Here is a 13,526-nt window from a genome sequence, read left to right on the forward strand (position 1 = left end):
GTTTAACATAGTTTGTGCGACTGCCAGACGGTCGCAATCTCCGCAGCCACGGCCCTCGGCCTTGAAGCGATTGTCACCAGTTCGTTTTTTCGGGTTTATGCAGGCAATCAAATCTCATGTGCCCAGGGCGGTTCTGCCCCGGCGCGTGATACTGTTACGGCGGCAACAGTTGCGCCCAACGCCATGGCCGCCCGCAAGCTTTCAGAGGTCAGATTGCGCAGCCCCTGCTTTGTCAAATGCCCTGCGCGGCTGAGTTCAGTCAGAACACCAGCGTTAAACGTGTCGCCCGCGCCGATTGTGTCGACAACCTGAACAGGTTTCACAGGAACCGAAACCTTGGATCCGTCGGCCAGGTACCCATTCGCCCCGTCGCCACCCCTGGTCACGATGAGGGCTGACGGACCGGTCTGCAACAAAAGAGACGCTTTGGCGGCCTCGGGTTCGGCTCCCGGGATGATCCAGTCAAGATCTTCGTCTGAAACCTTCACAATATCGGACTGCGCAATCATGCGGTTCAGACGGGTTCGATACCGGGTCTGATCCTTGATGAAGCCCGGTCGGATATTCGGATCCAACATCACTGCGCGATCCGCTCCGTGGCGATTCAGAAGTGAGGCATAGGCATCCGCGCAGGGTTCACATGCCAGACTGATACCCCCAAGATATAAGGCGGACACGGCTGTAAGCTGGTCTGGCATGTCCTCGGGTTGCAGCATTCGTCCGGCGGTGTTTTCATCAACAAAGCTGTAAGTGGCGTGACCGTCTTTAAGCTGTACAAAGGCAAGGGTCGTGGGGCGGTCAGAGACAATCACATGTGACGTGTCAACATGGCTTGAATTCAGCGCCTTTGTAATTTGTTGGCCAAACATGTCAGACGACACGCCGGTCAGCATTCCGACGGAAACACCCAGACGACCGACTGCGACCGCCGTGTTCAATATCGCCCCACCTGTGTGCGGTACAAATCCTTGTGCGCCCGACGCTGTCGGCTCGGAAATCATGTCGATCAGGGCTTCACCACAGCACAGGATCATTTCGTAGTCCTTTTCAGAATTTTTTGTCAGGAAGACTTGCTATCGCATCAAAGCGTTCTTGCAGAAATTGTTCGCCCCGATGATGCCGAATTCTGCTTGCTCGGACACATACAGGTTCAATGAGCGGCGCAGTTCGCTGAAACGGCCACCGCCGTTGAACGCCTCTCTGAACTCATCACCGAATAACCAGCGGTTCTTTTCTGCGACACCGCCAACAAGAAACACTCCGCCTGCAGGCATCAGTGTGACAGCCATGTCGCCCATCAAAGCCCCCAGATGGGTGTTGAACATCCGAGCGGCCTGTACCGCGATTGGGTCAGAACGGTCGCGGGCATCAAGCAGAATGTCTTTCGCCGAGCGCGTTGGGGTCTGTATATGGCCTGCCGCCAGCCCGATCGCCTGATAGAGGATAGGCAAGCCCGTACCGCTCAGGAACATTTCAGCTTCCAGCGCGAGGCTGTCACCAAAGAAACACTCGGGCGCAATGCTGCGGGCTGCTTCAAAGATGTCAACTTCGTCGCGGTGACGCGGATACAGACCCACATGCCCACCTTCACCAGAGACTGTGTGATAGTGGCCCTCGGAAAACAGCAACGCCCCCACGCCAAGCCCTGTGCCGGGGCCCACCACCAATCGCGTGCCTGCTGGCGGTGTCGCGTGACCTTGCAAGACGGCAACATCTTTCTGGGTTACTTCTGCCACCGACCACGCTGCAGCGGTGAAATCATTAATTACAAACGTATGACTGGCACCAGTGGCCTTGGCCAATTCGGCTTCGGACAGGTCCAGATTGGCATTTGTCAGCCGAATCGTGCCGTTCCGGACTGGGCCCGCCCCCGCCGCCACAACCGCCTGTGGATTTGTTCCGATTTCATCCCGAAGCGCGTGAAACGCTTCCAGCAGATCTTCCAGTGTCCCCGTTGGGCGCTTGCGCAGGTCTGTCAGCTCTCCGTTCGTAACCACGCCCAGCCGCGTGTTGGTGCCCCCTATGTCAGCAACCAGATTCCAATGCTCATGCACTGCACTGGATGGTTGCGCTAACGGCTGAGAGACGTTCTGACCCCCGGAAAGGGCAGACTTGAGCGCCATGAAAGACGCTTTGGGTGTTCTCTCAAGCGTTTCAAAATTCACGTCCACCAGTCCAAACCTTTTTCCACATCCGAAGGCCCAATCGCATTTGTCACAGCAGTGACCAGACAAAACAGCCCTTTACCGGAACATCTTGTGCCAAAGCGTCCCTTACGGCAGCCAGGTGTCGGTTGAGATAATCCATACGATCATCATTCTGAAGACGTTCCCCGCTCGCCATACCGTTTTCGGTGATACAGATTGGTAGCCCGCTCGTATAGCCCTTCATTGTTTGGATCTGAAATCGGTTGAAAAAAAAGGCTCGATTGCCCACCCCATCTGGGTTTTGGGCAAAGGTTCGGAGCCCCTTCTCAGGGCTGGCCATACAGATCGCAACCATACGGCGCTTGACAAGGGTGCAGCTCGTAATTCACCCTAATTGAAACGTTTCAATGGTGAAGGATGCGAGTTTCTGCCCAACTCTACACAGTGCGGCAATGCGGTGATCTTGCAGATCAACTGCAATTGGTTGCGAACTGCGGGTATTCAGATGTCGAAACCACCGGCTTGCATGGCCTGACCCCCGCTCAGATGGCGGGCATTATTATCGGGTCAGGCCTTAATGTTCGGTCAGCACATTTTGATTGGGAAGAGTTTGAAGGGCGATTTACGGATATCGTCGAAGTATTAAACCTAATGGAATGCCGGGTGGCTGTCATGCCTTGGCTGGCGCCCCAGGTGCGGCCCGACACTGAAGAGGGATGGAGGGCGGTGTCGGGCCAGTTGTCCAAATGGGCAAACCAACTGACAGATCATGGTATCAGCCTTGCGTATCACAATCATGATTTTGATCTTATCGGTGAGGCTGGCGACACACCTCTTGATCTGATCCTTTCCGGCGGAGACGTCTTTTGGCAGCCAGATATCGGTTGGCTGGTTGCGGCTGGTCTGAATCCGGCGGACGCGATCCGCCGCCACGCCAATCGAATCCTGTCCGTGCATGCAAAGGATATCGACCCAGCAGGCGGAACAGGTGACGTGCGCTGGCGCGATTTGGGCGAAGGCGTAGTTGACTGGAACGCAACCCTGCGTGCACTTGCCTCGACCAACTGCACGGACCTGTTTGTCGAACATGACGAAACCGATGATCACGTGCGCACCCTGCAAACGGGTCGGTCATTTTTGACGGAACAATTGGCAGGGTTTGGGTGATGGCGCGGGCGACGATCAAATCGATTGCCAGAAGTACTGGGTATTCCGTTGGCACAGTCTCGAATGCTTTGCGGGATTCCGTATCGGTGAAACGGGAAACCCGGGAAGAGATTCAAAAAGTTGCGTCGGATCTGGGATACCGGGTGAATCTGGATGGCCTGAAGCTACGCACCAATAAATCCTATAGAATCGGGGTCATGGTCAGTGTTTCGAACGATGCTGCGGAAGAGTGGGAAGGTGTAGAGTTTACGCGTATTCTAGCCGGTATATCCAATGCGCTAATAGGAACACGCTATCAGTTGAGCGTATTCAGCACATGTGATGGCGAGGCTGCGGTGCAGACGTTGAAGTCCATCGTGCAGGAAGGGCAGGCTGATGGCGTGATCTTTTCCGGCACACGTGTTCATGATGAACGCGTCGCGTATCTGCAGGGGCAGGGCTTTCCTTTTGTCACATACGGCATGAGCGACAGCCCCCAACCGCATCCTTATGTGGATCTCGACAGTCAGGCAGCGGCTTATGATGCCACCGCCAGGCTGCTTGGGCTGGGGCATCGCCGCATCGCTTTGATAAACCCGCCGGATGACCTGATCTATGCGCAGCAACGCCGCAGGGGGTATGCTGATGCGCTGTCAGAATGCGGTGTGGAGTTCGACCCGACACTGGTTTCCACCGGCCCGACCACCGCGGAATCCGGTCAGCAGAAATTTGCTACGCTTATGGAGTTGCCGAAACCGCCGAGCGCCATCATCTGCGCTAATGAGGCCATAACCCTTGGGGCGCTGTCAGCTGCCGATAAAGCCGGAGTGCAGGTTGGAAGGGACGTTGTGGTCATCTCGAACGACGACTTGAAGCTCAGCCAGTATTTTGTACCGCCACCCAGCACTTATTACTTGCCGATTGCTGAAACAAGCCGTCTGCTGGGTGAGTTCATGTTGAAAGCTTTGGACGGGGTCGATCCGTCCGAGATTCAGAAAAAGATCAGGGCCTCATTGATCGAGCGGCAACCTGACACCCCGGCGCCGGATGCGGCGCAAACCACCTGATCCAACAAAGGAGTACCTGAAAATGTTTAAAAACCTACTTGCCGCTGCAACACTCACAACACTGATGGCTCCAGCGGCCTTTGCTGCCGACCTGGAAGGTCGTGTTCTGAAAATCGGAACCGATGCGACATACCCACCGATGGAAACCGTGGATGAAACAACCGGTGAGATCGTGGGCTTTGACGTCGATGTGATGAATGCAATCTGCGCGAAGGTCAATTGCGTCCCCAATTTCGTAAACACCGCTTGGGATGGTATCTTTGCGGCCCTTCAACAGGGTGAGTTCGATCTGGTTATCTCGGGCGTGTCGATCACCCCGGAACGCGAAGAAACCATGGACTTTTCCGAGCCTTACATCGTTGTCAGCCAAGCCATTCTGTTGCAGGTCGATAATTCTGACATGACACTTGAGGACTTCAAAGCCGGTGGCCAGAAACTGGCCGCGCAAACCGCGACGACCAACGCCCAATTGGCGGAAGAGCTTGTCGGGCGCGAGAATGTCAGCCTTTACGACAACTTCTCGGCCGCCATTCTGGCGCTTCAGAACGCAGACGTCCAGGGAGTGATCATCGATGGCACATCGGCGGCGGCCTATGAGCAGGAATTTGCGGGCGAGTTGACTGTTGGCATCACAGGCCTGCAATCCGATCCTTTGGGTATCGTGTTTCAGGAAGGCGATCCGACGGTGGACGCTATTAACGCCGGTCTGAAGGCCATTCAGGAGGATGGAACGCTGGACGAGCTGACAGCCAAATACTGGGGCACCAACTGATCCATTAGCGCCCTTTTTTGGCCCGGCGGCCAGTGCCGCCGGGCCTTGTCATAGCGGAGAAGTTCCATGTCGCGCCTCAGCACGATCCGCCCGAGTAACCTGGTGTTGCTCGCAGCAGCGCCCTTTATTATCTACCTGTTCGCCACATCCTCAAAATACTTGCGGTCTCTGGTCGCAATTCTGGGGATCGGCACAGACGCGGGGGCCATCTTTGTTGGATTTCTGCTGATTGCGACCGTTGCGATCCTTGGATATCTTTGCGCACGCTACGTGCGGTTTTCACAGAACTCCCCCGGCTGGTTGCGGCTCTGCGCGCTTGCCGCGTTACCGGCTGCTGCGGCGCTTTTGGTCATCAGCTTTGTTTCTCCGCAACTTCTGATGCCATTTGTCGAGTCGGTCTTCTTTCATGCGCTCAGCGAAAACACCTCGCCCCTCATCGATCGGTCCAATCAGACCTGGGTACTGTTTCCGGACGTGATCGCCAGGGTTCAGACGGGATTACAGGTTATCCTGGCGGTTTACGCAGCTGTAGTCGCACTTTGCCTATTGTCGGCACGTTTGCTGCCGTCCTGGCGCGGGCGCGTCTTGTTGGGGTTGGAGAGTCTCACAGGCGCGGTTCTGTTTTATCTCATGTTCATGGCTCATTGGCAGTTCGCGACCGGGGTGGCCATTACTTTCCGCGCGGCCATCTTTGCCTATATCTTCGCGGCCATTCTTGGTTTGGTCTGGGTCGGGTTGCAATCGTTTAAACCAAAGGCGCGTACTACGGTCGTCTATGGTTCGATCAGTTTGGCATTGCTGGCAGCCTCGGCCTTTTTCTTCATGCAGCCGCAGGTCAGCTTTGTTCTGGTGGGCAGCACCGAGGGGCGTATCGCGGTTGTGCGCGGCACGCCGCAGGCGCAGGCTGACATTATCCGGTTTGGCGAGTTCGATGGGGCCGGCGGTCAGCAGTATCGCATCCGCAGCGCAACCGATGCCACTGCCGCGCTTGAACAAATCGAAACGGTCGACAGTGTCTCGGGCGCTTTTATCCCGGAGGAGGCGCATTCGCAAGGTTATCCGGTCCTGTGGCAAACAAGATTTCTACCCGACAAGTACCGCAATCCAGCCCTGGCATTTGCCGTGCTCGGGTTTTTGTTGCTGACACTGACCATCGGCGGGGCTCAGCATAAGCTGCATCCGCTTGCGGTCGGGGCCGAATTTTTCGTGGATACGATACGCGGCATTCCGATGCTGGTAATCATTCTTTATATCGGTTTGCCGCTGGCGGGCGCAGTCAAGGATGTTACCGGCGGCGGAATCGATATGACCAATATGACACGGGGGATCATCGCGATCTCGGTTGGCTATTCCGCCTATATGGCCGAAATTTTCCGGTCCGGGATCGAGGCGATACCGAAAGGCCAATTGGAAGCGGGCAGCTCTCTGGGTTTGTCGCGATGGCATACGGCGCGGCTTATTGTTCTGCCGCAAGCCCTTCGGATTGTAACTCCACCGCTTGGCAACGAGTTCATCGCGATGATCAAGGACACGTCATTGCTGTCTATCCTGTCCGTCCGCGACATGACCCAGAGGATGCGCGAATTTCAGGCGGCTAGCTTTTTGCCCTTTGCCCCCTTCAACACGGCAGCAATCCTGTATGTCGTTCTCACACTCGGCTGCGCCAGTTTCCTGAAGTGGATCGAACGACGCACAGCAAAGGACACACGATGAGCGCGCTAGAACTTGGGGTTTGTTACTACCCCGAACAGTGGAACCCTTCGCAATGGCGAGACGATGCCGCCCGAATGGCGGACATGGGGCTGGATTGGGTGCGGATTGCTGAATTCACCTGGGGCCTGATCGAACCCGTGCGCGGTCAGTTTCACTGGGACTGGCTGGATGAGGTGATCGAGATATTGGGGCAGGTTGGACTACGGGTCATGATGTCCACCCCAACGGCCGCCCCCCCCAAATGGTTGATCGATGAGTATCCCGAAATCCTGCCCGTTGGGCCGGATGGTCGGGTCAGAGGGTTCGGTTCACGCAGGCATTATTGTTTTTCCAGTGAGGTTTATCTGGCCGAGGCGCAAAGGATCGCAACCGAATACGCTCGCAGATATGGTCAGAATTCGTATGTACAAGCGTGGCAGATCGACAATGAGTATAACGACCACGATACAGTTCTCAGCTATTCCGATGCCGCGCGGACTGGTTTTCAGAACTGGTTGGAGGAACGATATGGTGCAATCGACGTATTGAACGACGCGTGGGGAACCGTTTTCTGGGGGTCGCTTTACTCACGGTTTGGTCAGGTCGAACTGCCCAACGGGCTGGTCGCCACGCCCAACCCAGCCCACGCGCTGGATTTTGCGCGCTATTCTTCAGAACGGGTTCGTCTGTTCAACAAAACGCAGGTGGATGTTCTGCGCAAATATGCGCCGGGGCGGGATATCACCCATAACTTCATGGCAAGCAGTTTCGAATTCGATCACCACGCCGTGGCTGCTGATCTGGATATTATCGGGTTCGACAGCTACCCACTGGGGAACCTTTTGGGCTCTACCCTTTCGGATGAAGAAAAGCGCCGTTATTTGCGCACCGGCGCACCGGATTATCAGGGTTTTCATTGTGATTTATATCGCAGTCAGGGGCGCGGTCGGATGTGGGTGTTGGAACAGCAGCCGGGTCCGGTAGATTGGGCCGATAAGAATCCGTCTCCGGCAGAGGGGATGGTTCGGCTTTGGACTTGGGCGGCCTATGCACACGGCGCGCAAGCCGTGATGTTTTTTCGCTGGAGGCAGGCAAAATCTGCGCAAGAGCAATACCATACTGCGATATTGCGGTCGGATGGCAGCCTGGATCAGGCCGCTGTTGAATTGGCCCAGATCGTGAAGGATCGCGCAACGTTGCCGCCCGAGAGACGGGCAAAAGCACGGGTTGCAATGCTGCTGGATTATACCTCGATCTGGGCGGCGGATATTCTGCCGCACGACAAGGATTTCCCCAATGCTCAGATTTTTCGCGAGTGGTACACTGCAATTCGTGGTTTTGGGGTCGATCTTGATTTTGTTGGCCCTGAAGATGAACTGAGCGACTACGCCCTCATCGTGTTACCGCAAAGCATGATCGTGACGGCTGACCTTGCAGACAAGCTTGACGCTTCGGGAGCCAAGATACTGATAGGTGCCCGTTCCGGCAGCAAGACATCCGGGATGAACACTCCTTCCAATCTGGCTCCGGGCGAACTGGCAAAGTTAACAGGTATCCGTGTCACGCGCGTCGAATCACTCCCTTCACTTGCGCAGGAGGCTGTGATTCTTCCCGATGGTCAGCAACTCGAATTCACGGGCTGGCGTGAAATCGTCGAAACCAAAGAGCACGTTTTGGCCCGCTTCAAGAGCGCTTATTGCGATGCCAGCCCGGCGGTCATCCGTTCTGACCGCACGACCTATCTGGCAATGGTTCCGCGTAATGAGCTTTTGCAAGCGATTGTCGGTGAGGTACTGAACTGGGCTGGGATAAATGCAACGCCTTGCGATCCCGATTTGCGCATAACCCAACGCGGCTCGACCTACTACGCGTTCAACTTCAGTGACGTTTCAAAGCCTTTGCCTGTTGGCCTTGCACGTCAAATTTTGCTTGGTTCAGATCCGGTCAATCCAAAGGACATTACCGTTTGGCAGGAGAATGCGGCGCCTCATAATTCAGCTTAGACGTGTCAAATCGCGAAACTGGACATAAGATTTTCGCAAACTGTCACTTTTGGACTGACGGATGGGCGCAGAAAGTCCTATGAATAGAAAACAAAAAAATCGAGTCCAACAACGGGAGAACACTATGGTTACCAAATCATCACTTTCCAGACGCACTGTTTTGAAAGGAGCGGGTGCCGCGGCACTTGCCGCGCCTCTTTACAGCAAGAGCGCACTGGCGTCGTCCGGTGAAATCAACATCCTGATGTGGTCGGATTACCTGCCGCCCAGCTTTATCGAAGAGTTTGAGACCCTTACTGGCATCAAGGTGAACTACACCGGGATCGGCTCAAACGAAGAAATCATCAACAAGATGAAGGCAACCAAAGGTCAGGGCTTTGACATCGTCTCACCGACCAACAACCGCTCGTTGCAGTGGGAGCCGCTGGAGCTGTTGCAGCCCTTTGACATGAACAAGGTTCCGGTCGACTTGGTGAACCCTGCCATGGCCAAAATCGGTACGGATGCTTGGAACTTTGGCGGCGCCGGGGTCCACTGGTTGCCGCATATCTGGGGCACCGAAGGTATTGCATACCGCACCGACTTGTGGCTGCCGGCTGGGGACGCACCATCCTATGGCGACGTCTGGTCGGAAGAAAACGCAGGCAAGACCATGGGCCGCGCGCATTCGATGATGCTTGGCGCTGGTCTTTACATGGAGCGTTCCGGCGAGATGGAACCGGGTTCGGTCTGGGCCGCATATGGCGATGAAGAAACCATGCGCAAGGTCTGGGGTCAGATCACCGACTGGTGCATTGCACGTAAGGATCGCATCAAGCTGATCTGGAACGATGCCGACACGCAGAAAAACGGTCTTCTGAATGAAGGTGTTGTTGTCGGTCAGACCTGGGACGGCCCGCCACTTGCACTGAAATCGGCTGGTGAACCGGTGCATTATCAGGCTCCCATCGAAGGGGCGATGGCATGGGTTGACGGGATGTCGATTCCATCTGGTGCGGCGAATATCGACCAGATCTATGCCTTCATCGACTTCGCCTATCAGGCCAAACCTGCCGGTGTTGCCATCGACAGCCACGGGTACAACTCTCCTGTTCTGGGGGCTGACCAGTATTCAGGCGACACCTACAAGAAGAACTTTGCCGAGGCCTATCCGGGCGACTCGCTGGCCAACCTCAATCCGTGGCCGGCCGAAGCACCGTGGTATGCTGAAACGCGGACCGAGTTCGTCAACAAGTTCAAGAGCGCATAAGCGATCTGAATCCATGCCCCTCGCGACCTGCGAGGGGCAACAATCTGTGCGCCGCTCCGGCGTAACGGAAAGCTATGTGGTGTGGTGACAGCACGCACCTCAGGGAGATACCAAAAATGAGTGCAGGGGTCGGAGTCGATCTGGAAAACCTGTGGATCCGTTTCGGTGACTTCGTCGCCGTGCGCGATGCAAACGTCAATATAAACGGGGGCGATTTCTTTTCGTTCCTCGGGCCCTCGGGTTGCGGAAAAACAACGATCTTAAGGGCTGTTTCCGGCTTTCTCGAGCCTAGCGAAGGCAATGTTCTGATCGGCGGCAAGAACATGCGGGGCATCGGACCTAACAAACGCCCCACTGCGCTGATCTTTCAGAACCTGGCGTTGTTTCCCTTGATGAAGGTCTGGGAGAACATCACGTTCTCGATGGAAATCAAAGGTGCCAGCAGCGCCGAACGGCGCAAGCGCGCTGATGCGCTTTTGGACATGATCGCGCTGCCGGGGCAAGGCGACAAACTTCCCAGCGAATTATCGGGGGGTCAGCGTCAGCGAGTGGCCATCGCTCGCGCCCTTTGCGCCGAGCCGGATGTTCTGCTTCTTGATGAACCTTTGTCGGCACTTGACCTCAAACTGCGCCAGCACATGCGAACGGAACTGCGTGAGATACAGCAGCGGGTGGGCATTACCTTTATCTACATCACACACGACCAAGGTGAAGCGCTGACCATGTCAGACAATATCGCCGTCATGCGTGCAGGTGTGATTGACCAGATTGCCGACGGTAAAACCATCTACAACGATCCCAACACGGCTTTCGCGGCCTCATTTGTCGGCGAAAACAACGTTTTCCGTGGCAAGATCAAACAGGTCATGGGCAACGAGGCGCTGATCTCGACCAACCGCTCGGGCGACCTGGTTGCACGGATATCGACCGCCAACCAAGGCAAGATGAAAGAAGGCGATAGTGCGATGATGTTCATTCGTCCCGAAGCCTTCGCCATTGCGCCCGAGGGGGCTTCGGGTGACCATTTTGTTACCGCGCGGGTCAACCACGAAGAATTCGAAGGCAACGTCTTCAACATCTTTACCGAAGGTGAAGGTGGAAAAGAGATCAAGGTGTCGATCCCGAACCATGGACAATCCTTCGAGGACCACACCGGACAGAACATCACGTTGGAATACAAGACGCATAATGCCGTCATCGTTCCTGCGGGTGAACTGGCTGCAGAATAAGGGGAAAAACTCATGCCCCAGTTTCTGAAAGACTTCTTCAATCGCAACGGCACCGGCATGGGAGTGGCGATCCTGGGTCTGGTTCTGTTCTGGACCATCGGCCTGATCATCCTTCCGCAGCTGTCGATGTTGGACTTCTCGTTCCGTCCGAACCTGCCGCCGCCAGAGATCGGCGGACCCAAAGACGTATATACGCTAGAGAACTACAAATATCTGATTTATGGCCCCGAAGGCGGCAGTCAGGACTACAACACCGTTGATCTGAGGGTGTTTTTCCGAACTCTTGTGGCTGCGGTTTTTGTGACGGTTTTCAACCTGATCATCTGCTATCCAATTGCCTATTACCTGGGTCAGGCCGAAGGTAGCCATATTCGTATCTTTGCGATCATGCTGATCATCCCTTACTGGATAAACGAAATCCTGCGCGCCTTTGCGCTGCGCATCATCTTTGGGGAAACAGGTGTGTTGAACACGTTGTTCACGGGACTGGGCATCTGGGATACGCCGTTCGACTTCATTCGCAATGACATCGCGCTCTATGCGGGTCTGGGATACGCCTACATTCTGCTGATGATTTTCCCGATGTATAACGTGATTGAAAGTCTGGACAAAAACCAGATCGAAGCAGCACGCGACCTTGGGGCGCCTTGGTGGCGGATACATTGGCGTGTGGTCATTCCCTATGCCAAGCCGGGGATCAGCTCGGGCTGTACCATGGTCTTCATGTTGTCCGCCGGTGCGTTGGCTGCGCCGCAAATTCTGGGCGGGCCGTCCAGTCTGTGGTTCACCCAACTGATCTATCAGCAGTTCAATGACAACAACGACTGGCCACAGGGCGCCGCCTACGCAATCGTTCTGCTGGTCACTTGTATTCTGTTCGTGCTGGCCATGATGCGCCTGTTCAAAGTGAACATGGGGGATATCGGGAAATGAACAATTCCTTCCTCCGTATAAGCATCTGGGTCTATCTGGCGATCTTCTTCCTGTATCTGCTGGGCCCGCTTGTGATCATGTCGATCACCGCGTTCAACTCGTCCGGCTTCCCCCGGATGAGCCCATGGGAATGTCTGACATTCCAATGGTTTGGCGAACTGTTTCAGGATCAGCGTATCCTGAACGGTATCAAGAACTCGCTGATCATCGGAATCGGCACAGTGATCCTGTCCGTGGCGATGGGTTTGGCAGGCGCGCTGATGCTGACCCAGATCTGGCCGAAGCTTCGCGCGACCTACTATACTGTCATCATCGCACCGATCCTGATCCCCGGTGTGGTACTTGGTATCTCGACGCTGGTCTTCTGGGACCGGATCAACCGGATGCTGGGGCTGGGTGCAGACAGCTTTCTGTCAAACGGCATCTTCCTGACGGTGATCGGCCAATCCACCTTCATCGCCAGTTACTGCATGCTGGTGCTGGTGGCGCGGTTGCAACGGTACGATGTTGCCTTGACCGAGGCGGCACTGGACCTTGGGGCCAGCCATGCACAGGCTTTCCGCAAGATCCTGCTGCCCTTCATGCGCCCTGCAATCGCCTCGGCGGCGGTGCTGGCATTCTTGGCCTCGTTCGAGAACTACAACACCACCACTTTCACCTTTGGTGAATACCCGACGCTGACGATTGAGCTGGCTCAGAAGGTCCGCTACGGCATCACACCCGCGATCTCGGCGCTGGCATTCATTATCGTTGCGCTGACGGTTTTCTTCGCGCTGTTGAACGAAGCCAAGCTTAAACGTCAGGAACTGGTGGCAGCGGCGCGTAAGAACGCAACGGTCGAGGAATTGGCTGGCAAGATCAAGCTGCCAAGTTTCTTTGCCGGTAACATGGCCGCCGTGTTGTTGGTCGCATTTGCGGTTGTAACGATCACCGTTATTGGCACAGCGGCGACCTACAGTCCGGCGCAATGCATTGCCGATGTTCGCGAGCAAAAGCAGCTGGAAGCGGAACAACGCATTCAGGAGCTGCGCAAGCAGCGTGAGGAACGCCGCAAACAGCAGGAGGCGGAAAAAGCCGGGCAGGGTGATGCCCAAACCGCGCCAAAGCCGTCGAATAACAGCGGTTTTGGTAATGTCTTCGCTCCGAACTCGCTGGATGGCAGCGAGAATGAAAGCAACGAAGGTGCTTCTGAATCCGAGAGTGAGCCATCCAACAACAGTGGTTTTGGAGGGGTGTTTGACCCCAACAGCCTGAAAAGCGACTGATCGCTGTGCCAAGCGGCAACCAA

At 55.6% G+C, this 13,526-nt stretch carries 12 protein-coding genes; 9 read left to right on the plus strand and 3 right to left on the minus strand.

Annotated features, from left to right (window positions below; genetic code table 11):
- Positions 1 to 107: 107 nt before the first annotated feature.
- The 3 genes from ACR0BZ_RS15590 to ACR0BZ_RS15600 all read right to left on the minus strand — a co-directional run bounded on the left by ACR0BZ_RS15590 (position 108) and on the right by ACR0BZ_RS15600 (position 2,502).
- Positions 108 to 1,034, minus strand: a complete 927-nt coding sequence (locus ACR0BZ_RS15590) for a carbohydrate kinase family protein (protein ID WP_480487376.1) — start codon at positions 1,032 to 1,034, stop codon at positions 108 to 110.
- Positions 1,035 to 1,073: 39 nt separating this feature from the next.
- Complete coding sequence (locus ACR0BZ_RS15595) at positions 1,074 to 2,123, minus strand: glucokinase (RefSeq protein ID WP_480833217.1); 1,050 nt, start codon at positions 2,121 to 2,123, stop codon at positions 1,074 to 1,076.
- 91 nt (positions 2,124 to 2,214) lie between these two features.
- Positions 2,215 to 2,502, minus strand: a complete 288-nt coding sequence (locus ACR0BZ_RS15600) for a family 1 glycosylhydrolase (RefSeq protein ID WP_480833218.1) — start codon at positions 2,500 to 2,502, stop codon at positions 2,215 to 2,217.
- A 62-nt stretch (positions 2,503 to 2,564) separates the two neighbouring features.
- On the opposite strand from ACR0BZ_RS15600, the gene ACR0BZ_RS15605 reads away from it, so the two are divergent.
- From ACR0BZ_RS15605 to ACR0BZ_RS15645, 9 genes are all read left to right on the plus strand, one after another.
- Complete coding sequence (locus ACR0BZ_RS15605) at positions 2,565 to 3,314, plus strand: sugar phosphate isomerase/epimerase family protein (protein WP_480920686.1); 750 nt, start codon at positions 2,565 to 2,567, stop codon at positions 3,312 to 3,314.
- Complete coding sequence (locus tag ACR0BZ_RS15610) at positions 3,314 to 4,360, plus strand: LacI family transcriptional regulator (RefSeq protein WP_480605626.1); 1,047 nt, start codon at positions 3,314 to 3,316, stop codon at positions 4,358 to 4,360. The genes ACR0BZ_RS15605 and ACR0BZ_RS15610 overlap by 1 nt, the downstream gene beginning before the upstream one ends.
- Before the next feature lie 22 nt (positions 4,361 to 4,382).
- A complete protein-coding gene (locus ACR0BZ_RS15615) occupies positions 4,383 to 5,132 on the plus strand; it encodes a basic amino acid ABC transporter substrate-binding protein (RefSeq protein ID WP_480920687.1) in 750 nt (249 codons plus the stop codon).
- A 66-nt stretch (positions 5,133 to 5,198) separates the two neighbouring features.
- Complete coding sequence (locus tag ACR0BZ_RS15620) at positions 5,199 to 6,845, plus strand: amino acid ABC transporter permease (RefSeq protein ID WP_480920688.1); 1,647 nt, start codon at positions 5,199 to 5,201, stop codon at positions 6,843 to 6,845.
- On the plus strand, positions 6,842 to 8,827 hold the full coding sequence (locus ACR0BZ_RS15625) for a beta-galactosidase (protein ID WP_480920689.1): 1,986 nt from the start codon (positions 6,842 to 6,844) through the stop codon (positions 8,825 to 8,827). The genes ACR0BZ_RS15620 and ACR0BZ_RS15625 overlap by 4 nt, the downstream gene beginning before the upstream one ends.
- A 124-nt stretch (positions 8,828 to 8,951) precedes the next feature.
- Entirely contained in the window at positions 8,952 to 10,076 is a 1,125-nt protein-coding gene (locus tag ACR0BZ_RS15630; RefSeq protein WP_209507630.1) for an extracellular solute-binding protein, read from the plus strand.
- A gap of 116 nt (positions 10,077 to 10,192) precedes the next feature.
- Positions 10,193 to 11,305 carry an ABC transporter ATP-binding protein gene (locus ACR0BZ_RS15635; protein WP_480483654.1) on the plus strand — a complete coding sequence of 371 codons (1,113 nt, stop codon included), beginning with the start codon at positions 10,193 to 10,195 and terminating at the stop codon, positions 11,303 to 11,305.
- Between the two features lie 12 nt (positions 11,306 to 11,317).
- The gene (locus tag ACR0BZ_RS15640) at positions 11,318 to 12,238 is read left to right on the plus strand and encodes an ABC transporter permease (RefSeq protein ID WP_209597330.1); all 921 of its coding nucleotides are present in this window, start codon (positions 11,318 to 11,320) and stop codon (positions 12,236 to 12,238) included.
- Positions 12,235 to 13,503, plus strand: a complete 1,269-nt coding sequence (locus ACR0BZ_RS15645) for an ABC transporter permease (protein WP_480588610.1) — start codon at positions 12,235 to 12,237, stop codon at positions 13,501 to 13,503. The genes ACR0BZ_RS15640 and ACR0BZ_RS15645 overlap by 4 nt, the downstream gene beginning before the upstream one ends.
- Positions 13,504 to 13,526: the final 23 nt, after the last annotated feature.

It is taken from the genome of Ruegeria sp. P8, assembly GCF_056534665.1.

What these genes read in the sequence shown, in the direction of transcription:
- ACR0BZ_RS15590 (WP_480487376.1), bottom strand. Translation starts at nt 1,034, where the DNA reads ATGATCCTGTGCTGTGGTGAAGCCCTGATCGACATGATTTCCGAGCCG.
- ACR0BZ_RS15595 (WP_480833217.1), bottom strand. Translation starts at nt 2,123, where the DNA reads ATGGCGCTCAAGTCTGCCCTTTCCGGGGGTCAGAACGTCTCTCAGCCG.
- ACR0BZ_RS15600 (WP_480833218.1), bottom strand. Translation starts at nt 2,502, where the DNA reads ATGGTTGCGATCTGTATGGCCAGCCCTGAGAAGGGGCTCCGAACCTTT.
- ACR0BZ_RS15605 (WP_480920686.1), top strand. Translation starts at nt 2,565, where the DNA reads ATGCGAGTTTCTGCCCAACTCTACACAGTGCGGCAATGCGGTGATCTT.
- ACR0BZ_RS15610 (WP_480605626.1), top strand. Translation starts at nt 3,314, where the DNA reads ATGGCGCGGGCGACGATCAAATCGATTGCCAGAAGTACTGGGTATTCC.
- ACR0BZ_RS15615 (WP_480920687.1), top strand. Translation starts at nt 4,383, where the DNA reads ATGTTTAAAAACCTACTTGCCGCTGCAACACTCACAACACTGATGGCT.
- ACR0BZ_RS15620 (WP_480920688.1), top strand. Translation starts at nt 5,199, where the DNA reads ATGTCGCGCCTCAGCACGATCCGCCCGAGTAACCTGGTGTTGCTCGCA.
- ACR0BZ_RS15625 (WP_480920689.1), top strand. Translation starts at nt 6,842, where the DNA reads ATGAGCGCGCTAGAACTTGGGGTTTGTTACTACCCCGAACAGTGGAAC.
- ACR0BZ_RS15630 (WP_209507630.1), top strand. Translation starts at nt 8,952, where the DNA reads ATGGTTACCAAATCATCACTTTCCAGACGCACTGTTTTGAAAGGAGCG.
- ACR0BZ_RS15635 (WP_480483654.1), top strand. Translation starts at nt 10,193, where the DNA reads ATGAGTGCAGGGGTCGGAGTCGATCTGGAAAACCTGTGGATCCGTTTC.
- ACR0BZ_RS15640 (WP_209597330.1), top strand. Translation starts at nt 11,318, where the DNA reads ATGCCCCAGTTTCTGAAAGACTTCTTCAATCGCAACGGCACCGGCATG.
- ACR0BZ_RS15645 (WP_480588610.1), top strand. Translation starts at nt 12,235, where the DNA reads ATGAACAATTCCTTCCTCCGTATAAGCATCTGGGTCTATCTGGCGATC.